We start from the raw sequence: 20,981 nt of genomic DNA, 5'->3' as shown, positions 1-20,981 counted from the left end.
CCCGGCCGGATCGGCGCTACTCCCGCAGGCGGCCGCGTTGAACGGCTCGTCCAGCACGAGGACACCCGCGGCGATGGCCTCGGCCGAGTGCGCATGGGCCGTGGCCGCCGACCGCGCCGACCCGATGGCACTCAATGTTCGGTGAGAACACTCAACCTTCGCTGCGACAGGTCAAAACCGGCTGGAAGGGTGAGCACTCCCCGTGCTTGCATAGCTTCATGGTGGCTGTCGACCGTCTACTCGCCTTCGCAGCCATGTCGTTCCTGCTGATCGTGGTTCCCGGTCCCAGCGTGCTGTTCGTGATCGGGCGGGCGCTGGCGCAGGGACGCCGTGCCGCACTGACCACGGTCGTGGGAAACACGCTCGGCGCTTATGTGCTGATCGTCGCCGTGGCATTCGGGATCGGGTCGCTGGTGGAACGCTCGGTTCTTGTCTTCACGTTGCTCAAGCTGGCCGGTGCCGCATATTTGGTGTATCTCGGCGTCAAGGCTTGGCGGGAACGTGGTTCGCTGCATGCCGCGGTCACAGGCGTGGGGGCTGCGCAGAGTGGTCTGCGGACGTTTTGGGAGGGGTTCGCGGTCGGCGTGACCAACCCCAAGACCATCGTGTTCTTCGCCGCCCTACTGCCGCAGTTCATCGATCGAGGCCAGGGACATGCCGCGGTCCAGATGCTGGTGCTCGGTCTGGTCTTCAACATCATCGCCATTGCTTCCGACATGGTGTGGGGGCTGGTCGCGTCCACCGCCCGGGACTGGTTCGCCCGCTCACCCCAGCGGCTCTCCCTGGTCGGCGGGGTCGGTGGGCTCACCATGATTGGCCTCGGCGTCACGGTCGCCGCGACTGGGCGAAAGGACTGATTCCACCCCCTCATATGCAGGCTCCAACCGGAGACTTGCTGTGGTGCCCGGCTCTGAGCGAGGCGGTAGGAGTCGGTTCCGGTTTCGATGATGCTGCCGCCGAAGGTGAGGCGGTCGACGATCGCGGAGCAGAGCCGCGGATCGGTGAAGGTCTTCGTCCATCTCATCGATGCACAAGAGATCGACGCGCCCGTATCGGCCGATCGCCTCGACCAGCTCGTTTTCGCAGGTGGTGAGTGTGTTGATGGTCGCCGCGTCGATGCTGGGGTGCGCGTCGTAGTCGAAGGCCCGCAGCGACTTCTCACGCGGGAACCCAGCCGCCTCGATGCGCCGCTCGGAACGGCGCCGGGCGCGGTCGTCGCACTCGGCCAGCAGCAGTTCGGCCAAAAAGCCCCGGTAGGACATCTGCTCGCGGGACGCGGATCCGGCGAGGTCGGGGAACTGGCCCCGGATCGTGGGCAGCCGCAGCCGCAGCCGCAGCCGCAGCCGCAGCCGCAGCATCCGGCACGCCTGGTCGATGGCGGTGGTCGCGGCTTCCTCGGTGAGTCTGCGGTTGCGCTTGGCGTTCATGTCGCTTCTCCCTCGCTCGGAGCACTCCCGCCACGACATCGCAGCAGCTGGTCATAGGCCGCCACCGAGGGCAGCGGCCGAGTATCGGGCGGCAGATGCGCCAGCCGCCAGTCGGTAAGGAAGGTGACCGTCGCCCCAGCCGGCCCGTCCGGCCCCGGATCCGGCGAGGCAGTCGGCACCGGCTGGTCCCGCGCATCGCTGTCGGCGATCTCCCGGGCCTCCAGCGCGACCGCGTCCGCGGTCACCGCGCCGGCCCGCAGCGGCGGTCGCGAGCCCGGCGACCAGGTGCTCGTGCTTCATGTGCCGTGCCAGCAGCAGGACTTCGATCAGGGCCTTGGTGCCTTCGCGGTCGCCGCGGGCCGCCGCCAGCCAGGTGTCATGGACGGGCGTGAACCGGCCCGCCGCGCGGGCCTGCTCCAGCGCTGTCGAGCCGGGAAACACGCCCGGCTTGCGGACCAGGGACTCCAGGCAGTGGTCCAGGACCAGGCGGGAGCCGCCCTGGGTGCTGAGCCGCTCGTGCCGGGCGACTTCCCGGCCGTCGTCGAAGACGACCAGTTCGGAGGCGTGCAGCAGCACTCGGAGAGTCTTGCCGATCAGCCGGACCGGCACCGAGTACCGGTTGGTGCGCACGGTGATCTGCTGGAGTACTACCGGCAGCCATCCCCGCGCTACGCGGGGCAGAGGGCCGGAGAAACCGGCCGCCATCAGGATGCCAGGGCGCCCCTGTGCGCGTCAGCAGATAGCTCACACTCCCCGTCCGTCCCCGTCGAATTCGGCACCGGTCGCGCAGTGTTGTGCCGGCTCTCACCGCTCCCGGCCTCTGCCCGTGCCCCCCTGCAGCGGCCCGTCCGCTGTTTGTCCGTGGTCGGGCCGTCACCGGTGCAACGGACTTCAGGCAGCACAAGGGTGCGCCGCTTGAAGACCCCGGGACGAGCGAAGCGGTTCCGAGGGGGGGACGAACTGGGCGGGCATGGCAGCGCCTCCAGGGCGGGGTACGGACCGTTCCCGATCAGTACTCCGAGTCTCATCACCCGCTGCAAGCTCCTGCCGCCGCCGTGCCGCGTCCAGGCCCTGGTGTTGTCTCTGCCTTCTGCCTCGTCGCGCCGTGGCTTCGATCCCGCGCGCACCAACTCGTCCGTTCACGCGCGTCGTCGTCAAGCCTGCCAGGGCCCTCGGTGTCGCTGTGTCGTGCCGATGCCGCCCGCTGCGGCGAGGCGGTCGCGGCGGACCCGGCCAAGGTCCCTTGGCGTTCTGTCAGTGGTGGGCACTACCGTTTCCGTACGGCCTGGACCTCCACCTCAAGCCCCGCCCCAAGCCTCAAGCCCTGCCCCAAGTCTCAAGCCCTGCCCCAAGCCTCAAGCCCCGCCCCAAGCCTCAAGCCCCGCCCCCAAGACGGCCGAAGCCCCCCCCGCCCGACCGAGAGCCCAGGCAGCTATACATGCCGGGTATACATGCCATGTAGAGTGCGCCGCATGTCAAGCAGTCGCGCCCGCACCGCACTTCTGGGGGCGGGACAGTTCACCGCCGCCCGTCTCGGCCCCCTCGCCACGGAGATCCGTCCATGAGCGCCCCCATCCTGGCCGCCACCCGCCTGCGCAAGGCCTACGGCTCGACCAACGCCCTGGATGGCGCCGACTTCAGCATCCGGCCGGGCGAGATCGTCGCCGTCATGGGCCCGTCGGGCTCCGGAAAGTCGACCCTCCTGCACTGCCTCGCCGGCATCGTCCTGCCTGACGCCGGCCGGGTCAGGTACAAGGGCCGGGCCATGTCGACGCTGTCGGACGCCGGACGCAGCAGGCTGCGCCGGAGCGAGTTCGGGTTCCTCTTCCAATTCGGGCAGCTGGTGCCCGAACTGACGTGTCTGCAGAATGTGGCGCTGCCGCTGTGGCTGAACGGAACCCTCCGCAAGGACGCCATGCGCCGAGCCCTCGCATGGCTGGAGCGCCTGGAGATCGACCACCTTTCCCGCAGGCGTCCCGGGGAGATATCCGGCGGTCAGGGTCAGCGGGTCGCCCTCGCCCGCGCCCTCGTCGCACAGCCCCGCGTCCTGTTCGCCGACGAGCCGACCGGCGCCCTGGACTCCCTCACCGGCGAACTCGTCCTCGGGCTGCTCACCGAAGCCGCCCACGACACGGGCGCGGCCGTCGTCCTGGTCACCCACGAGGCACGGGTCGCCGCCCACTCCGACCGCGAGATCGTCGTACGCGACGGCAGGTCCCGGGACATGGAGCCCACCGCGTGAGGCGCGCCCACAGCACCCGCGACCGCCTCAAGCACCGGCGCGCAGCCCGGCGCGCGGCCCGGGGCGAGGCCCGTACCAGCCCGGCGGCCTGGGCGCGCGACCTCGTATTCGGCGCCTGGTTCGCGGTGAGCGGCGGACGCCCGGCCTGGACCCGCACGCTGCTGACCGCCGTCGGCGTCGGCCTGGGCGTGGCCCTGCTGCTCCTCGCCTGCGCCGTTCCGGCCGTGCTGAGCGCCCGGGACGACCGCGGCGCGGCCCGCGACGACTTCGTGTACGGCGCGCCGATGCGACCGAGCGACGAGACGGTCGTCACCGGCGGGGCGAATACCGCCTACCGGGGCCAAGACATCTACGGGCGGCTCGTCCGGCCGGACGGCGACAGGCCGGTCCTCCCGCCGGGCCTGGACGAACTGCCCGCCCCCGGCGAGATGGTCGTCTCCCCCGAACTGAAGAAACTGCTCGACTCCGCCGAGGGCGCCCTGCTCAAGAAGCGTCTGGACCATCGCGTCACCGGCACCATCGGCGAGGCGGGACTGCTCGGCCCACGCGAACTGGCCTACTACGCGGGGGCGGACGACCTGACCCCGAGGGGCGACAACCCCACGCGGACCGACCACTTCGGCGGCCCGAGCCCCTCCGAGGGCCTCGACTCGTTCCTCATGCTGCTGGTCGTCATCGCCATCGTGGTGCTGCTGATGCCGGTGGCGGTGCTCATCGCCGGGGCCGTCCGCTTCGGGGGCGAGCGCCGCGACCGGCGGCTGGCCGCGCTGCGCCTCGTCGGCTCGGACACCGCGACGATCCGGCGCATCGCGGCCGGTGAGGCCCTGGTGGGCGCGCTGACGGGACTCGCCGTGGGCCTGGGGCTCTTCGTGGGCGGGCGGCGGCTCGTCGGCACGGTCGAGCTGTGGCGGATCAGCGTCTTCGCCTCCGACGTGGCCCCGGACCCGGTGCTCGCCGCGCTGATCGTGGCCGGCGTGCCGGTCCTCGCCGTCGCCGTCACGTTGTTCGCGCTGCGCACCGTCGCCGTCGAACCGCTCGGCGTCGTACGGCACGCCGGTACGGTCAAGCGGCGGCTGTGGTGGCGGCTGCTGCTGCCGGCCGCCGGGGTGACGCTGCTCTTCCCGATGATCGACGGCCTTGATCCGCAGACCCGGGTCAACGAACCGAAGATCGCGGTGGGCGCGGTCCTGCTCCTCGCGGGGGTGACGGCGCTGCTGCCCTGGGCGATGGAGGCCGTCGTCGCACGGCTGCGGGGCGGTCCGCTGTCGCTGCAACTCGCCGGCCGGCGCCTGCAGTCGGACAGCGGCACGGCCGCGCGCATGGTCAGCGGCATCACCCTCGCGGTGGCCGGGGCGATCGCCGTGCACATGCTGTTCTCGGGCCTGGAGAGCCGGTACACGCACACCACCGGCCGCAGCCCGGTCCGCGGCGAGCTGCGGATCACCGGGGCGTACGAGGGCGAGAACCGGCAGCGCGAGGACATGGCCGCCCTGCGGGCCACGCCCGGCGTGACATCCGCCCTGGCCTACACGCTCGGCCATGCCGCCGAGCCCGGCAGCGACGCGCCCGGAGCCTTCGTGATCGTCGGTGACTGCGCGAGCCTGCGGCAGATCGTCGAGGCCAAAGGCTGCCGGCCCGGCAGCGTCTACACCGTCGCCGACGAGTCGGGCGAGGACCCCCTGAAGGGCGGCGTGTACACCCCCGACCCGGGCGAACAGGTCGACCTGGCCGCCTCGGAGGAGGGTTCCCCGAAGGCCGCGCCCCAGCTGTGGACCGTCCCTGCCACCGCCCGTGCCACACAGGTGGTGCCGGACCCGGCGGGGTCCTTCACGACCGGCGTCTTCGCCACGCCCGAGGCGATCAGGACCCACGACCTGGCGGACGCCGGCACGGAACTGCTGGTGAAGCTGGACCCCTCCGACCGCGACGCGGCCGAGCGGGTCCGCAACACCGCCGCGCGGATCGACCCCTTGCTCCAGGTCGAAGAGAACGTGGAGAGCGAACAGGCACCGGAGTTCACGAACATCAAGCGCGGCCTGTTCATCGGTGCGACCGTCACGCTGCTGCTGATCGGCGCGAGCATGCTCGTGACCATGCTGGACCAGCTCCGCGAGCGCAGGAAGCTGCTCGCGGTGCTCGTCGCCTTCGGCACCCGGCGCTCGACGCTCGCTCTGTCGGTGCTGTGGCAGACCGCGCTGCCGGTGCTGCTCGGCCTGGCTCTGGCCGTCGTCGGCGGCCTGGGTCTCGGCTCGATGCTGCTGAAGATGGCGGGCCTGCCGCTCGCGGTGGCCTGGGCCGGCATCGCGGGGATGGCCGGGATCGGTGGCGCAGTCGTCCTCCTGGTCACGCTGCTGAGCCTGCCGGCGATGTGGCGCATGATGCGTCCCGACGGCCTGCGCGACGAATAAAACGAGTGAGACGAACTTCAGCCGGCCCTCCCCGGCGCTGCTGGCCCGCGCCGCCCGCGGTTTCGCCCCGAGCCAACGGCGGCCACGACCTGGTCCTAGGGGCCAAGCCGGACCCCGCGTGCTGCGGCGACGGCGTCCAGGGCGCCGACGTGCCAGGTGTAGAAGTGCTTCGTCCTGGAGCAGAACGCCAGCACGTGTTCGTACGCCTCTTCGGTGCCGATCCGCAACAGGGCCTGTACAGCGGGCTCGTGGGCGCCGAACCAGGTGTCGGGGCCCAGGAGGGCCGTCAGGGGAGTGAGGTTACGCGCCGAGCCGCGTTCGACGAGCGCGAGGGACGCCACCTCCCGGACCGGGGCCGATCTGGACAACCGGCGCTCACCGCAGGTCGCGTACGTCGCCCCGTCCCTCCGGTCCGGCGGCGCCGTGGCGAGCCCGAGCAGCACCCCGGTCACCTCCGCCCCGGGGTGGGCGGCGAGCGCCCCGACGAGCCGGTGACCCACGTCCTCGGGCAGGCCGTCCGCGCCGGCGGCGAGCCGGACGAGGACCGGCAGCGCCGGGCCGCCGATCTCCCGCAGCGCCCGCACGGCGGCACGCGCGAGGCCCGGCCCGGCGCCGGGCGTCACGAACTCCCCGAGCACCCGGGCGGCTTCCGGCACCGGGAACGCGCCCAGGGCCACGACCGCCCGTCCCCGCACCGCCTCGTGCGGCGACCGCACGCAGGCGAGCACCACCGGCAGCGTGTCCGGCACACCGATCGAACCGAGGGCCCGCACGGCGTGCGCCCGCAGGGTGCCGGGCTGCTCCTCGTCCGTGGCCAGGGCCGCGAGGAGCGGGGCGGCGGCCGCGTGCCGCAGGGCGCCGAGCGCGTCGGCGGCGGACGCGCGTACCCCGACCGGAGTCGTGTCGTCCGCCAAGGCCGACAGGAGCACCGGGGCCGCGTCCGTGCGTCCGGCGAGGCCCAGCACGCGCGCCACACCCTGCCGTCGGGCGACGGATCCGCCGGGGCGCGTGAACAGGTCCACCAGCTCGGACAGCACCAGCTCGGACAGCACCGGCTCCGGCAGCGCGGCCACGAGGTCCGCCACCGTGTCGTCGATGTGCGCGTCGCCCAGCACCGCCACCAGCGCACCGGCCGCCCCGGCCCCCGCGGACGCGGCGAGCGCCCCGGCGGCGGCCCGGCGCACAGCCGGCGCCGCCGCGCGCAGAAGGTGCGCGAGCAGGGCGTGGTGTTCGCCGGGGTCCGATACGGCGAAAAGGCCGGGCTCCGCCGCGATGTGCGCGCAGACCGCCGCCACGGCGTGGGGCGGGCAGTCGGGGCCGCCCTGCTCCGCCGCGCCGCGGAGCACGTCCCACAGGTGGGCCCGGCCGTCCTCGGTCCTGGCGAGCAGGGCCGTCGCCAGGCGCGCCGTGTCGGGGTCCGGGTCGCGCTGGGGGGCGTGGAGGAGTCGCTCGACAGACGGGTGACGGTGCGGGGGCGGCCACCCGGCGGCGGGCAGCGCGTGCAGCGCCTCGACCGCGGCGCGGCGCAGGTGCGTGTCCGAGGCGGGGGAGTGCGCGAGGACGAGCAGGGCGGAGGCGGCCCGTGGATCCCCGATCGCGCCGAGCGTGCGCACGACGCGTACCGCGAGATCGGGCAGGTACCCCCACAGCGTGGCCAGGAGGGGCGTCACGGCCTCCGAGGCCCGCAGCGCGGCAAGGGCGTCGAGCACCCGTACCGTCCAGTACCCCCGGCCGGACGGCAACTGCTCGCACAGGTCCACGAGACCGCGGACGACCTCCGGTCCACCGATGGCCAGCAGGGCTTCGCACGCCACCTCGTCCAGTTGCCGGCGGTTGTGGTCCGCCTCGGCCAGGGTACGCAGCAGCAGGGGCACGGCCCGCTCCACGCGCAGCCTGCCCAGGGATGCGAGGGCGTGCCAGTGAAGTCCGGGGAGCGGCTCGTCCCCACGCGTGAGGCACAGGTGCAGTGTCCTGACGACTTCCGGTGTGCGTACCGCGCTGCCCAGCATCGCGGTGGCGTACACGGCGGCGTCATGGTTCTCGGACCACGTGGCCCGGCACAGCCCCGCCACGTCGCCCTCCATGCGCATGCGCATCACCTCGGAGATGGACGCCGCCCGCTCCACTCAGGCCCCCTCGCCCTCGTGCACCTGGTCCGACATCGCCACGTACAGCGGTGTCCCGACGACGATCGTCAGCTCCTCGCCGTCCTGTCGCGTCACGGTGGAACGTATCAACTGCCGCGCCAGGAAGTCGCAGTACACCGGCGGCACCGTCAGCCCCTCGGCCGCGTGCAGCACGTCGTGGGCCACCCCTTCCCGGCTCGGCATCCGGCCGCCGCGCGATTGCACGTTGAACTGGCTCTCCCACTCCGGAGGGGTGTCCTGGAGCAGCCGGAAGAGCGACGGCAGCCCCGAGAAGCCGATCCGGCCCATCTCCGGCGGCGCCTCGTAGCCCACCAGGTGGTGGGCGGAGCCGATGAGCGCGACCACGGTGTCGCCGTCGCGGCCCGTCATCAGCGTCGGCTTGTTCACCTCGCCGTATCCGGCGATGCGCAGCGCAAGATCGCCCCGGAACCAGGCGGTGGGCTCCGTCATCCAGCCGACGTCGAACTCCCGCTCCAGGTACGACTCGACGATGTCCAGCCGGTCGTACGCGCTCGCTTCGGTACGCGGCGACTGTACGGCCAGGCTGAGGACCTTGAGGTCGACCTTCGCCTCGACGGCGAGGCGCTTCAGCAGCCTGGGCGGGATCTGCCCGTACAGCATGTCCACCTTGGCGGTGGAGAGGTAGAGGTAGTACCTCATGTGCCGGTCAGGCGCCGGGCTTCTGGGGGAGCGCCAGGAAGGCGGCCCAGGTGGCGGGAGTGACGGTGAGGTGCGCTCCGCGCGAGTCCTTGGATTTCCTGATGCAAAGAGCCGATGGGGCTGCGGCTATCTCCGGACAGGCACCGCCCTGTCCGGTGCTGCAACTGGACTTGAACCACTGCAATGCCGTGCTCATTGCTCTCCTATCAAACGGTCCAACAGGGCCCCGGCTACATCGGCGTTGAGGGCCTGGGTCTGCAGCATCACATACTTGCGCTCCGGAATGGACACATCGTCAGGGGCGGCAATCAGCTGGCTGCCACGTTGCGCTCCGGTGCAGGCGACTCGTTGGTGCTCCGGAGTCTCGATCAGGATGAACGCGCTGGAGAGGCCTGCGTGGGTGTTGCGGCCGACCCCTTGCCACCAGCAGACCCAGAACCTGACGAAGCACTACTAGGACGATGCGGCGAGGCAGCTATGAGCAGCGACACCCACACCGTGCTTCACGACCCTCACGGCCTGGTCGCCGCCGAACTCCCGCTGGACCGCGCGCCGTACGAAACGCTCGGCACTGCTGTCCTTGCGTGCGAACCTCATCCCGCGCGACTACAAGCAGCCCGTGCTCCAACTGGCCAGCCACGCGCGCGGAGTCGGTGAGTCCGGTGGCCTTATCGTCATTGCGTGACTCATACATGGAGAAGAAGACTGACCGCGGCCGGCGCCGTGGCGGCCGCTGTGGCCGCGACGCTCACGAGTGCGGAACCAGCAGCCGCGGCAATGCCGTTCGGGTCGGTGGACCCCGCCACCGTCTCGCAATTCAAGCTCAACCAAGTCCTCGCCCCTGGCGGCGCGGAGGGCACCGACGCCGCGGTCGCAGCCGTGGAGAAGACCGGAGCCGTCAAGAACGTCGACGTCAGTACGGTCCTCAACACGGGCGGCAACACGGGTATCGCAGGCCTCTGTCACGACACCGGCCTGTCCGCGAGCCTCAAGCCGAGCGGTTACTGCTGGAAGCCGGAGGACGACCGGTCCAGCAACTGGAACGCGACGGACGGCGGCTGGACGCCCCAAGGCCTCTCCCTGCCGTACAGCGACAGCGGACCCGCCGCCGACGGCCAGGGGAAGGGCGTCCCCGCCTATGCCGCCACCTGGCACCACGGCACGGACATGGGCAACCCCGACCCGTCCAAGCGGCGCGGTGACGAGTACGCCCGGCTCTCGCTGGTGAGCACCAAGAGCGGGACGCCCAACTACCACAATCTGCTCCTCGTCCAGCCTGCCGTGAACGCGGACGGCACCGGCACCTTCCGTGTGGTCCCGGGCAATCACGTCGACGGTGTCGTCTGGTACGGCGACCGCGCCTTCGTCGCCAACGGCCGCTACCTCCAGGTCTACGACCTGCGGCACATATGGAAGCTGAACAAGCAGGGCAAGGAGGTGGGCATCACCGGCACCACCTCTTCGGGCCTGTGGCACAACTACGCCGTCCCCATGGTCGCGATGTACCGGACCACGACCGGCAGCGCCGCCTGCACGGTCACCGCGGGCACCACGCCCTGCCTCAACTCCCTGAGCCTGGACCGCACCGGCGGCCAGGACGCCCTCGTCTCGGCCGAGTACAAGAAGGACGCGGCGGGCGGCCGCGTCGTGCGCTGGCCGCTCGACGCCACGACCAAGTTCCCCAAGGGCCATGCCTCCGCCGCGTATTCCTCCCCGGTCTGGTCCATGCAGGGCGCTGCCACCGACGGCACGAACTGGTACATGTCCGGGACCTGCCCGACGGGCGCGGGTGGCGGTACGACGGACGATCCGTACTCCTGTATCCACAAGGCACAGGCCAACACCGCGCCGCACGTCATGACCGCCGCCCCCGTATACACCCAGAACCTCGGCTACTCCTGGTCAACGGACCGGTTGTGGGGCATCAACGAACGCATCAACTCCACGGCGGGCAGGCGGGTCGTCTTCTCCGTCAACACGCCCTGACCTCACTGACTGCTGGACGCCCAGGCCAGGCGGGCCCGGGCGTCCAGCGTGGGGCGCCGGTCAGAGCGCGGCCGGGAAGCGGCCCACACGCGGTGTTCGCCCAGGAGCTGGGCCACCTGCTCCACCGCGTCCGCGCCCGTGTCCACGAGCGCCACGCCCGGCGCCGTGCTCGTGACGCCGGCCGCTCCAGCACTCACACAGTCCTGCACGACCCCGACGGCCTGATCGAAGCCGGGCTCCCGCTCGATCGCGAACCCTACGAGTGCCTCGTCAAGGCCGTCCTCGCATGGACCGACAAGGTACTCGTACGGCCCGGGACCTGGAGCAGATCGCCCTCCAGCTCACCGGCCACGCCCGCGCGGTCGCCTCCGGCGTCCGCCGCCGCGCCGACCCGCTGCCCAAGGGCAGCGGGCCCAAGGCGCTCGCTGACGTCGTCCTGCGCGAGGCAGAAGGCCGGCTGTCCGTGCCGATCGAGGGCACCGTGCGCTGCGTCCAGAACGTGCCGGCAGGGATGGCGCGTAGTCAGAACGGTGTGGCGGTCGGATCCTGGCGGAATCCGGCGACGACAGCGTCTTCCGCACCAGGTCGCAGCTAGAGGGGGAGCAGCCTCAGATCCCAGGGGCCTCCACGCACACCAGCGCGATGCTTGCGGCTCAGAACCCCCGGGCATCGCACCTCAGTGCGTGTAGGGCCTGGGCGCGGTGCCGCTGGACCCGGACGGCGAAGGAACCCGGGCCGCCCTGCGCCCGGGAGCCCTGTTTGTCACGCCGTCCCAACTCCGGTTCGAGGGCGGTTCCCGGTGCACTCAGTAGGTGTCTTTGACTCTGGCCGTAGGGCAGAGGAGGCTGAATGATCTGGGATGCGGGGGTTGGCGGGGCGGTCCGGCGGTATTGCCGGGAGTGTGGTGATCCGTTGCCGGTGACGATGGCGGCGGCCGCGGTGCTCTGTTCTAGTCGGTGCAGGTAGCGGCGGTGGCGGAGGGTGAACCAGGCACATCACCGCCATCGCAGCAACCCTTGTATGCCGCCGCCGAATGGCCGAATGGAATGGCGTCTTAGCAGGTCAGCCGACGTTCGGCGCTTTCGTAGGTGCCGAGGTTGTAGTCGACGCTTACGACGGTCTTGTAGGTGTAGGTGCCGGAACCCGTGCAGGTCCACCACGCCATCTTGGTGCCGCTCTCAAGTGGGGTCCAGTCCACTTCCTCCCAGCCGTACCAGCGGTGACGCTGCAGGGAGATGGTGGCATCCGTGCAGCCGCTGCGGGTCTTGCCGGCCTTGCCGATGATCTCGCTGATGCCCTTGTAGGGGGCCGAGATGCTGTAGCAGTTCCGGTCCCAGTCCGAGGCGGCGGCCGGAGTGGCCGGCATCAACAGCGTGGCTGCGCAGGCCAGTGCCACGGCGACGGATGACTTTCCGGCGATACCGAGAGTGCTCATGACAAATGTCCCTGTCTGCGAAAACATGCGGGCGCAAGAGATACGCGAACACTCTTTCACCGGGGTCGAGACAAGATCAAGCCAGATCCTGGGCGCCATCAAACTCATGCGTACTGCGGCGAGTTGACGTCCAGCATCCCTATGCGAACCCAGCAAGGTCACCCGGTCCGCTGGCAGTACAAGCTGCCCTCACAACCGGACGTCCTGCCCGCCCCGGACGCGACCCTCGTGGCCCCGCTCACCAACAACACCCCCTGGCAAACCCCGGCAAGTTCGTGGCGCCGCGCCACCCACCAGGCTGGTCCCGCATAGGACCACCGGAGAACAGGGGGCACGGACATGGAGACGACGGACAACGTGGTGGCGGGTGACGGCAACGTTCAGGCGGTGCGCCGCTGGGTGCGGCTCTCATGCACCGAGCCGGGCACCCATCTGCCCGCGCTGGCCGAGATCGCGGCGGACCTCCGCCTGCCGACGGCCGTACAGCGTCGGCACGACGAAGCCGAGAGCGAGCGCGCCTACCGGCTGCTGCGCACTGCGATCCACCGCAGCTACGAGCCCGGTGAGCGGTTCATGACCCGCTACGACATCGGCCAGCACTTCGACATCGGCGGCAAGGAAGCCGCGGCCGCCGTACGCCAGCTGATCGCCGAAGGACTGCTGACCGGCCCGCGCGGACAGTACGTCAATGCGTTCAGCCCCCAGCAGCAGCGCCGGCGCGTGAAGCAGTTGCGTGAGCGCGCCAGCCAGTTGCGCCGCGAGGCCCTCGAACTCATGCGGACGGCACGGGAGATCGAGCAGGAGCTGCCCACCGGCGGCGACACCCAGGAAACGTAGCCGCGCCTGGCTCGGGGATCTGTGAGTTTGTGAGGCTGTGAAGTGTTTCTCGCAGCCGGGGAGTTCCGAGGCAAACGCCGTCGCACGTGGCGGATCGGCCCAGCCTCGGGAGCTGTAGATGCCAAGCTGACCAACGATGACCATCTCGGGGCTCTGGCTGCACTGGCGGCGCGCCAAGCAGACGCAGCACATGCACATCGACGCCCTGTTCGGGGAGCTGGGCCGCAAATCATCGACTTCGACCTGTTCGAGTCCCAGTTCCGGCACCTGATGCGAGTGGCCGCCTCGGTGCGCGAAGGAGCCATCTCCTCCACCCTGCTGCGGCGCCTGCGGGCGAGCTCGCGCAAGAACGCCACGTACACGGCCTTCCACGAGGTCGGCCGTGTCATCCGCACTGTGCGGCTGCTGCGCTGCCTCTCCGACTCCAGTACCACCAACAGCTTCTCGCTCAGCTTGGGCCGGGCCGCCGAACCCCTGGGACGCAGACAGCCAGCCCCGCCGCCCTGCCAGGCGCGGCGCCGGCGTCGCACCGAACACTCACTGACCTGCAGCTGTTTCGCCACCACCTTGCCGATACCTCATGGTCCCGGGCCCACCGCGACTGACGCCCTCTGCCGGCCCTTCCGGCATCATGCCCACAAAATCAGGAACCACCGCGGCTTCCCCACGCCGGGAGCAGCGCGAGCTGCTCCCGATACACCTTGTATGCCAATGCGCGGATGTGCATGGCGTGGCCGCGGATCGTGCACCACAGGCGCTGGGACAGGGCGTATCCACCGCCCTGGTGGGGGACGACCACGAGGTCGGGCCACAGAGGTTCCAGGCCGTGGACCATACGGTCAATTCCTGGCAGGAAGTCGCCCTGCCAGCCGTTGGGGCGAACGAACTGCGCAGTGGCGCAGGTGCGTTGGAACCACGCCCGCAGATCCCGTGCGCAGGCCGCCCGTAGCTCCGCGTCCCTGGCGGGATCGTGGAGCGACTGCAACAGGCGGCGTGCCGCGCGTGGATCGTCGAGCACGACAAGCGGTAGCCGGTGCGGGCGGGCCGTGCAGTGGCGACGGGTTCCCGTGTCGTCGAGCCCACGCCGGTGAGCCACCCGCGAGGGCTCGAACAGCGGCACCATGAGTTGGAATTCAGGGTGCCAGCACATGTCCAGGGGGGTGGAGGCGGCTGTGCGGAGGCCGTTGCGGTCGACCGTGACGTTGCCGGTGGCGACGGCCTCGGCCCCCTGGTCGAAGGCGGTCAGCGGCACGGCCAGGTGCTCGGGAAGCCACCTGTCGTCGTGATCCAGGTAGGCGACGTACTCGCCCCGGGCGCGTGCCAGGGCCAGGTTGCCCGGGCCGCTGGGATGGCCATGACGGTCCGCGGACCGCAGGACCCCTGTTGTACGCAGGGCAGACGACCGAGAAACGGGGCATGGGCAGACCTTTCCATTGCGGATTAGTAGCGGATTCAGTGGACGTGAGGGATGCGGCGGCCGGGGGCGGCAGTGCTTTTCTTGGCGTGAGGCTATGCTCGCGCCCGGTTTCCTGGCCATTCTTGCGGAATCAAATGATCCGACGCCCCTCCGTGAGGTCGCTCGCCCCGTCTGCGGTATGGGGGCAACCGGTCTCACGGAGGGGGCTTCCGTATGCCTCAGACATTAGATTTCCCCATATCGGCCGGCGCAGGGGACATACCGGCCACGGCGCCCATCGAAGTGTCCGCGCGGCCGGAGCACCGAGTCACCGGTACGCAACATCAGGAGGTCCGAGAGGATATGACCGAGTACTCGGTCCTCATGCCGTTCCTGCCGCGCAGGCCGGAGCAACTGCTGCCGTACGCCGCGCTCGTGGAGTGGACCGGGGCGCGCCGGCTGTGGCAGGGGCAGGCCATGCTGGTGGAGCCGTTCCAGGGCTTCGCCTCCGCGGCCGGCGCCGGCTTCCGGGTGCCGACCGGACTCGGGGTCACCCTCATGCCGCTTCGGCACCCCTACGAGGCGGCCCACCAAGTGCGTTCGCTCGCCCTGGCCACCGGTGAGCCGGTGGTGGCCGGGTTCGGGCCCGGGGGCCGGTCCTTCCAGAGCAGTCTCATGGGCGCCCCGTACCGCAGCCCTCTGACCGCGGTGCGGGAGTACCTGGCCATCGTGCGCGGGCTGCTCGACGAAGCCCAGGTGGAGGTGCGGGGCGAGTACTTCACCTGCCACGCACGGATGGGCCCCGCCATCGCACCCCCGATCGAGCTCGGCCTCGGCGTACTGCGTCCGGGCATGGCACGGCTGGCCGGTGAGATCGCGGACGTCGCGATCACCTGGCTGACCCCGGCGTCATACCTGGAGAACGCCGTGCTGCCCGCGCTGCGCGAGGGCGCGGCCGCCTGTGCCCGGGCCGCGCCTCGTCTCTCGGCGATCGTGCCGGTGGCCCTCGACCGGCCGGACCGGGCGCCCGCGGACATGGTGATCGCCAGTAATGCGGCCCATATGCAGGCCCCGCACTACATCGACATGCTGAAGAGGGCCGGAATCGACATCACCGGCCTTGACCCGTCGGCTGCGGCACGTCGAATCATCGATGGCGGTGCATTTGTGCACGGCAATATCGACGAGGTAGTGAGCGGTCTTTCGGAATACCGTAAGGCCGGTGTCGGCGAAATCATTCTGAACCTCACGGGCGTGTGCAACGCATACGGGCCTAAAGCTGCCTTGAGGGACCTCAAGACAATCCTGGGCGCCCTCATATGATGGAGACGGAAATGGTGGAAAAGGTGAGCGGGGACCGGCTTTCTCTGGCCAGACGGCACCTGATGTCCTGGGGGACCGGGCAGCCGCTGCCGCGTGCGGCCCACACCGCCACGCAGGCCAGTGCCACGGTCGTCCTGGAGAGCGACGCCCACCTGACCGCTGTGCTCGCCTCCGACCTCGTCGGTCCCGGCTCGGCCGTCTTCGCCCCGGGAGCCCCGGGAGCCCCGGCCGACGCGGACGGACGCGGGGTATTCGTCATGGGGTACGAGGGCACGCTGGGAGAACCCGGCGGCGACTTCGTGCTGGAGGAGGACGCGGACTCGTTCTTCCTGCAAACGCAGGACTACGGCACATCCGCCTACCTGTCGGTGATCGGGGCGACGCTCGTCCGGGTCATGGAGGACGCCGACTTCGAGGCGTTCCTGGCCGACGCCGACACCGCGTTCAGCGAGGGCACGTTCGCCTCGTTCGTGACCGACCCCGCCGTCCAACTCGCCGATGTCACCGCCCTGGGAGGCGGCCACGCCGACGACGGCCCGCATACCCGGCTGTACGTACGGGCCGACGGCACCATCAGCACCGGACCGAGCGGCCTGGAACTGGGACGCATCGACCGGGGCCCCCGCCTGTTCGGCGCCGTGACCGAACAGTGGCGCGAGACGAGCGCGCTCAGCGCTCTGCCGGGCGCTACTGACCTCGGCGGTACCGTCGACGACACCCTGCGCGTCCGGGAGCTGCTCGCCCGTCCCTGGATCGGACGCTGGCTGGCGGCGATCGAGGCCGTGCGTGACCTGCGGACACGAGGCGAGTCGGAGGTCCGGGTATCGGGCTTCGGCGGACGGCTCACCGCGGCGCTTGCCCGGTGCGGCGCGCCCGGAGCCGACTGCCAGGACGCCGCTGCCCCGTTGCTGCTGTGGACGGACGACGCCGCGTTCGTCCGGACGCGGGGCCGGACGTTCCGGATCAACCGTGCGGCAGGTGAAGCGGTGGAGGCCCTGCTGGTCTGCGGCTCACCCGCCTCGGCATCGGCATTCACGGACCGGGCGCTGCTCGACGAGGCGCTCCGCGGCTTCGCGGCCGCCGGAGTGCGGCTGGTGCCTTCCCGCGGTACGCCGGAAGGCACCGAAGACGCGCTGGCGGGAGCCGCGACATGACGTCCTGCGCCGACCTGGCCACCGGGACCGGCCCACTGCCGGGACGAGCGGGCACCTTGCTGGCAGAACTCGGCGAGCGGGCCGAACTGCACGACCTGTACGACGAGCACGGCTCAGCGGTCTACCACGACATCACAGCGAATGACGCGCACGAGGTGCGGGACCTGGTCCGCCTGGTCAGGAAAGCCTCCGGCCCGATCCTCGAACTCGCCGCCGGATCCGGCAGGCTGACACTGCCCCTGCTCGCCGTGGGACGCGCTGTGACCGCGCTGGAACTGGCACCGGGCATGCTTGACGTCCTGCACGACCGGCTCGCCGCGGCCCCCGCGCGGCTGCGCGAACGCTGCCGCACGGTGCGCGCCGATATGAGCCGCTTCGCACTGGGGCAGCGCTTCGCCACCATCGTCCTGGGCACGACGTCCGTGTCGCTCCTGGACGCACCGGGCAGGGCAGGGCTGTTCACGGCCGTGCGCGAGCACCTCGCTCCGGGCGGGCGGTTCCTGATCTCCACCGTGGACGACGCCCTCACCGGCGACGGCGACGGCGGCACGGCCACCGGTCCCGACGAGCGCGTCTATGCGCTCTCCGGCGCCAGCGGGCGTGCGTACCGCATGCACGAGTACTGGCCCCGCGGCGCCCCGGTCCGCACGGTCAGTGTCTTCCCGGCCGACCCCGACACCGTGCCGCACGGCCCGGTGCGGATTTTCGCGAGTTCCATCGCGATCCTCCCCGCCGACCTGCTCATCAATGAGATGGCCGCCGCCGGACTGTCGCTCGTGGCCCGCCACCCGCTGTCCACGGGCGGCACGCGTCATCGCGACGTCCTGCTCGAAATGGAGGCCACAGCATGAGCACCACCGGTACGCAACGCCGGCTTCCCGCAGCCGCCAGGCAAACCACCGCCCTGTGGCCGTCCCTGCTGCCACCCGGCCGGTACGGCAGGGACGACCTGTGCGCGGTCGCCGCCGAAGGAGCACGCATCCGGTTCGCGGACGGCCGCCAACTGCTGTGCGCGACCAGCGGGTTGTGGAACACCAACCTCGGCTACGGCAACCCCGTGATCGCGGACGCGGCTGCCCAGGCCCTGCGCGACGCCTCGTACCTGAGCGTGTTCCGGTACGAGAACCTCTACGCCCGCCGGGCCGCGGCGGCACTGGTAGAGGTGTGCGGCGCCGAGCACTACGGCAAGGTGCTGTTCTCCACGTCCGGCGGTGCGGCCAACGACCTGGTGATGAAGCTGGCCCGGCAGTACCACGCACTGCGCGGCGCGCCCCGGCGCAAAATCGTGGTCGGACTCCGCGGCGGCTACCACGGCCTGACCTACGGCTCGTTCTCCCTGACCGGTGAGGACCTGGGACAGCGGCTGTATGGAGTCGACCAGCGGCTGGTGCGCCACGTCACGCCGAACGAACCGGCCGAGCTGGCCACCCTCCTGGAGCGGCAAGGCGCACAGATCGCCGCGGTCGTCGTCGAACCGGTGCTCGGCGCCGGAGCGGTACCGCTGGACGACGCCTACGTCGCCGAATTGTGCCGACTGCGTGATACCCACGGGTTCCTGCTGGTGGCCGACGAGGTGGCCACCGGGTTCGGCCGCACCGGCAGCTTCTTCGCCTCCCAGCGCTGGCCCGGCCGGCCGGACCTGCTCGTCGCCTCCAAGGGCCTGACCAACGGCACCTGCGCGGCCGCCGTCGTGGTCGTCTCGCAGCGGGTCGCGGACGTGTTCGCGACGGCGGGCGCCCTTGTGACGCATGGGGAGACGCAAGCCGGTACACCGGTGACCTGTGCCGCGATCCTGGCGACGCTGGACGAGATGCGCCGCCTGGACGCGGTGGCACGCGGCCGACGCCTCGCCGACCGGCTCGACGCCGAACTCGGGCGGCTGGTCGCCGAGCACCCCCACGTGTCGGCGACCACCGGGACCGGCTGCTTCCGCTCCGTGCGCGTGTGCGGGGCCGACGGCTCGGCCCTGCACACGCGCACGGAGGTGCCGGCACTCGTCGACGCGATCCGTGACGCGGGCGCCGTCGTCCACCCCGGGCCGCACGGCATCCAGCTTGTCCCGGCACTGACCTACACCGAGGCCGAACTGGCCGAGCTGATGCAGTGCGTCCGCACGGGCCTGACCGCCTACGCGACAACGGCACAGAAAGCGCAGGCAGGGAGATGACCCTCGGCTGGCACTGCCCGACCCTGATGATGTACGGCTGCGACGGTCTGGCTCCGTGGCTGCGCGGCCGTGCGGAACGCGTCAGCGCGCTCGTCGTCGACGGAGCGGTGGCCGACGCTCCGGTGACCGCCCTCGTCCGGGAACAGCTCGCCCGGACCGGCCATGCCGTCGCGACCGTCGAACTCACCGGTTCCGGTGAACTCCCGGAGGTGACGGCACTGGCGCGCCGCCTGTCCGGGACACGACTCGTCGTCGCGGTCGGCGGCGGCTCGCTGCTCGACCAGGCCAAGCTGGCCGTGCTGCTGAACGCGGCTCCCGCGACACGGGCCAGGCTCACCGCACCCCAGCGCAGCGGTCTGGTGCTGCTGCCGACCGTTCCGGTGTCGGCCCGCGCGGCACTCGTAGCCGTACCGACGACACTCGGAACCGGCTCCGAGTCCAGCTCGGTGGCCTGTCTGACCATGTCCGGCGCCAAACGGCTCGTCATGGGCGCGTCGCTGACCCCGGACGTGGCGGTGATCGACCCGCTGGCGACGTCGACCCTGCCGCCCGAACTCGTCGCGGAAGGCGTCCTTGAGGTCGTGTTCCGTCTGGCTGGGCTGTACGCGGGTGACCACACGGATGCCCCCACCGAGGACGCGCTGGCCCGGGCTCTGGCCCTGCGTGCGGTAGAGCTCGGTTGGGAGCTGCGCGCGGCACGGGCGGCCGGGGACGGGGCCGGACACGCCCGGCTGCGCGCCGAGACGGCCAAGGTCAGCGGACTCAGCCACGCGGGCTGGGTGGTGCTGGGACGTCCGCCGTACGCGAGCAAGGGCTGGTACCTCGCCAACGAGCTGTCATCGGTTCTCGGCGTCCGCAAGATGACGGCCGTCGCCGCGCTCCTGCCGCCTCTGTGGCGGGCCGTCACCGACGGCGACACCCGGCTCGGTTCCGCACGCCGCCTCGCCGGCCTGTGGCAGGCGCTGCGGACCAACGGGCCACGGGAGCTGTCCGCCGACCCGGCCACCGGCGTGGCCCAGCTGGCCGATGCCTGGGAGGTGGACCGTCGCCTCACGGCCGACGACGCCCAGCTGAAGGCCGTCTCGGCGCGGGCGCTGCGCGCCTGGGGCGCAGGACTGCCGATGCTCGACGGCCTCACCAGCACCGACATCACAGACCTGCTGCGCCGGGCCACCCGCAACGGGACGTCGTAAGAACAAGGCCCGCCCACAGGCTCCCCTCGTCGCAGGCCCAGGTGTGCGACGAGGGCTGCCCTGGAGGAACCACCCACGAGGAGGTGAGAGAAATGCACACGACCGAGAACGCCGCGCAGGGCATCACACCCGCGCTGGAACTCGGCTTGCAGGAGCTGGAGGCCATGGAGGCCCCGGGCATCGGGGACATCGCCAGCTACGTCGGCGGCGCCGCCGTAGGCGGCGCTGTCACATACAGCGTCGTGGCCACCGTCCTGACCTGATCCCGGTCCGAGCCGTCGCAGCACGGCCGCCGGAACCACCGGTCCGTCACGAGTCCTCGCAGAGGAGGTGAAGAACATGCAGGAGCACACCCCCGACATGCCCGCGCTGGAGCTGGACATGCAGGAGCTGGAGGCCATGGAGGCCCCTGGCGTCTGGGACAACTTCAAGGAAGGTGTGACGGTGTCCGTCGCCGTGAGCGGCGTCTACGGCGCCGTCGCCATCGCTGCCACCTGAGCAACACCCCTCCGCCCGCGGTCACACCCCGAGCCGTGGCCGCGGGCGGAGGGGCCACCCCGAACGCGGGCAGCTGACCCACCCGCGACCGGGCCCGCGGTCATGAGG

General features: G+C 71.1%; 19 protein-coding genes and 3 pseudogenes. 14 read left to right on the top strand and 8 right to left on the bottom strand.

Annotated features, from left to right (window positions below; genetic code table 11):
• Positions 1-218 precede the first annotated feature (218 nt).
• Positions 219-857 (top strand): LysE family translocator, encoded by a 639-nt coding sequence (locus tag ACI2L3_RS34190; protein WP_404756305.1) that lies wholly within the window; start codon positions 219-221, stop codon positions 855-857.
• Between the two features lie 38 nt (positions 858-895).
• Here ACI2L3_RS34190 and ACI2L3_RS34185 read toward each other — a convergent pair.
• Together ACI2L3_RS34185 and ACI2L3_RS34180 are read right to left on the bottom strand one after the other, a co-directional pair.
• A pseudogene (locus ACI2L3_RS34185) lies at positions 896-1,427 on the bottom strand (ATP-binding protein); the annotation flags it as partial.
• Between the two features lie 51 nt (positions 1,428-1,478).
• On the bottom strand, positions 1,479-2,057 hold the full coding sequence (locus tag ACI2L3_RS34180) for a Mu transposase domain-containing protein (RefSeq protein ID WP_404756304.1): 579 nt from the start codon (positions 2,055-2,057) through the stop codon (positions 1,479-1,481).
• Between the two features lie 931 nt (positions 2,058-2,988).
• Between ACI2L3_RS34180 and ACI2L3_RS34175 the strand changes: the two genes are divergently transcribed.
• Together ACI2L3_RS34175 and ACI2L3_RS34170 are read left to right on the top strand one after the other, a co-directional pair.
• Positions 2,989-3,669 (top strand): ABC transporter ATP-binding protein, encoded by a 681-nt coding sequence (locus tag ACI2L3_RS34175; protein ID WP_404756303.1) that lies wholly within the window; start codon positions 2,989-2,991, stop codon positions 3,667-3,669.
• Positions 3,666-6,077, top strand: coding sequence for an FtsX-like permease family protein (locus tag ACI2L3_RS34170; protein ID WP_404756302.1), 2,412 nt, complete (start codon positions 3,666-3,668; stop codon positions 6,075-6,077). The genes ACI2L3_RS34175 and ACI2L3_RS34170 overlap by 4 nt, the downstream gene beginning before the upstream one ends.
• 95 nt (positions 6,078-6,172) lie before the next feature.
• On the opposite strand, the gene ACI2L3_RS34165 is transcribed toward ACI2L3_RS34170, so the two are convergent.
• From ACI2L3_RS34165 to ACI2L3_RS34155, 3 genes are read right to left on the bottom strand one after another with little or no spacing between them, the layout of a single operon-like run.
• Complete coding sequence (locus ACI2L3_RS34165) at positions 6,173-8,167, bottom strand: HEAT repeat domain-containing protein (protein WP_404756301.1); 1,995 nt, start codon at positions 8,165-8,167, stop codon at positions 6,173-6,175.
• Between the two features lie 36 nt (positions 8,168-8,203).
• A complete protein-coding gene (locus ACI2L3_RS34160) occupies positions 8,204-8,884 on the bottom strand; it encodes a DUF7019 family protein (RefSeq protein ID WP_404756300.1) in 681 nt (226 codons plus the stop codon).
• Positions 8,885-8,891: 7 nt separating this feature from the next.
• Entirely contained in the window at positions 8,892-9,080 is a 189-nt protein-coding gene (locus ACI2L3_RS34155) for a DUF397 domain-containing protein (protein WP_404756299.1), read from the bottom strand.
• Between the two features lie 485 nt (positions 9,081-9,565).
• Here ACI2L3_RS34155 and ACI2L3_RS34150 point away from each other — a divergent pair, with 485 nt between their 5' ends.
• Positions 9,566-10,870, top strand: coding sequence for a hypothetical protein (locus ACI2L3_RS34150; protein WP_404756298.1), 1,305 nt, complete (start codon positions 9,566-9,568; stop codon positions 10,868-10,870).
• A gap of 2 nt (positions 10,871-10,872) precedes the next feature.
• Here ACI2L3_RS34150 and ACI2L3_RS34145 read toward each other — a convergent pair whose 3' ends face one another.
• Positions 10,873-11,067, bottom strand: coding sequence for a hypothetical protein (locus tag ACI2L3_RS34145; protein ID WP_404756398.1), 195 nt, complete (start codon positions 11,065-11,067; stop codon positions 10,873-10,875).
• A 6-nt stretch (positions 11,068-11,073) separates the two neighbouring features.
• Here ACI2L3_RS34145 and ACI2L3_RS34140 point away from each other — a divergent pair.
• Positions 11,074-11,465, top strand: a pseudogene (locus ACI2L3_RS34140) (DUF6415 family natural product biosynthesis protein).
• Positions 11,466-11,924: 459 nt separating this feature from the next.
• Here ACI2L3_RS34140 and ACI2L3_RS34135 read toward each other — a convergent pair.
• Positions 11,925-12,305 (bottom strand): hypothetical protein, encoded by a 381-nt coding sequence (locus tag ACI2L3_RS34135; protein WP_404756297.1) that lies wholly within the window; start codon positions 12,303-12,305, stop codon positions 11,925-11,927.
• A gap of 339 nt (positions 12,306-12,644) precedes the next feature.
• On the opposite strand from ACI2L3_RS34135, the gene ACI2L3_RS34130 reads away from it, so the two are divergent.
• Positions 12,645-13,142 (top strand): hypothetical protein, encoded by a 498-nt coding sequence (locus ACI2L3_RS34130; protein WP_404756296.1) that lies wholly within the window; start codon positions 12,645-12,647, stop codon positions 13,140-13,142.
• 42 nt (positions 13,143-13,184) lie between these two features.
• Positions 13,185-13,559: pseudogene (locus ACI2L3_RS34125) on the top strand (Tn3 family transposase); the annotation flags it as partial.
• A 226-nt stretch (positions 13,560-13,785) separates the two neighbouring features.
• Here the strand turns inward: ACI2L3_RS34125 and ACI2L3_RS34120 are convergent.
• Positions 13,786-14,679, bottom strand: a complete 894-nt coding sequence (locus ACI2L3_RS34120; protein WP_404756295.1) for a glycosyltransferase — start codon at positions 14,677-14,679, stop codon at positions 13,786-13,788.
• 243 nt (positions 14,680-14,922) lie between these two features.
• On the opposite strand from ACI2L3_RS34120, the gene ACI2L3_RS34115 reads away from it, so the two are divergent.
• The 7 genes from ACI2L3_RS34115 (at position 14,923) to ACI2L3_RS34085 (ending at position 20,873) form a co-directional block, all read left to right on the top strand.
• Positions 14,923-15,861: an LLM class flavin-dependent oxidoreductase gene (locus tag ACI2L3_RS34115; RefSeq protein WP_404756294.1), complete on the top strand. Its 939-nt coding sequence runs from the start codon at positions 14,923-14,925 to the stop codon at positions 15,859-15,861.
• Between the two features lie 11 nt (positions 15,862-15,872).
• Positions 15,873-17,015, top strand: a complete 1,143-nt coding sequence (gene mpaB, locus ACI2L3_RS34110) for a daptide biosynthesis RiPP recognition protein (RefSeq protein WP_404756293.1) — start codon at positions 15,873-15,875, stop codon at positions 17,013-17,015.
• Complete coding sequence (gene mpaM, locus ACI2L3_RS34105; protein ID WP_404756292.1) at positions 17,012-17,866, top strand: daptide-type RiPP biosynthesis methyltransferase; 855 nt, start codon at positions 17,012-17,014, stop codon at positions 17,864-17,866. The genes mpaB and mpaM overlap by 4 nt, the downstream gene beginning before the upstream one ends.
• Positions 17,863-19,182: a daptide-type RiPP biosynthesis aminotransferase gene (gene mpaD, locus ACI2L3_RS34100; protein ID WP_404756291.1), complete on the top strand. Its 1,320-nt coding sequence runs from the start codon at positions 17,863-17,865 to the stop codon at positions 19,180-19,182. Before mpaM ends, mpaD begins: the two co-directional genes overlap by 4 nt.
• Positions 19,179-20,375 carry a daptide-type RiPP biosynthesis dehydogenase gene (mpaC, locus tag ACI2L3_RS34095; protein WP_404756290.1) on the top strand — a complete coding sequence of 399 codons (1,197 nt, stop codon included), beginning with the start codon at positions 19,179-19,181 and terminating at the stop codon, positions 20,373-20,375. The genes mpaD and mpaC overlap by 4 nt, the downstream gene beginning before the upstream one ends.
• Before the next feature lie 92 nt (positions 20,376-20,467).
• Complete coding sequence (locus ACI2L3_RS34090) at positions 20,468-20,638, top strand: hypothetical protein (protein ID WP_404756289.1); 171 nt, start codon at positions 20,468-20,470, stop codon at positions 20,636-20,638.
• Positions 20,639-20,714: 76 nt separating this feature from the next.
• Entirely contained in the window at positions 20,715-20,873 is a 159-nt protein-coding gene (locus tag ACI2L3_RS34085) for a daptide-type RiPP (RefSeq protein WP_404756288.1), read from the top strand.
• Positions 20,874-20,981: the final 108 nt, after the last annotated feature.

Source organism: Streptomyces sp. NPDC029674, assembly GCF_044903205.1.
GTDB lineage: Bacteria > Actinomycetota > Actinomycetes > Streptomycetales > Streptomycetaceae > Streptomyces.
Note: the sequence above shows the minus strand (reverse complement) of the source record. Positions and strands in the feature narration are given on the sequence as shown.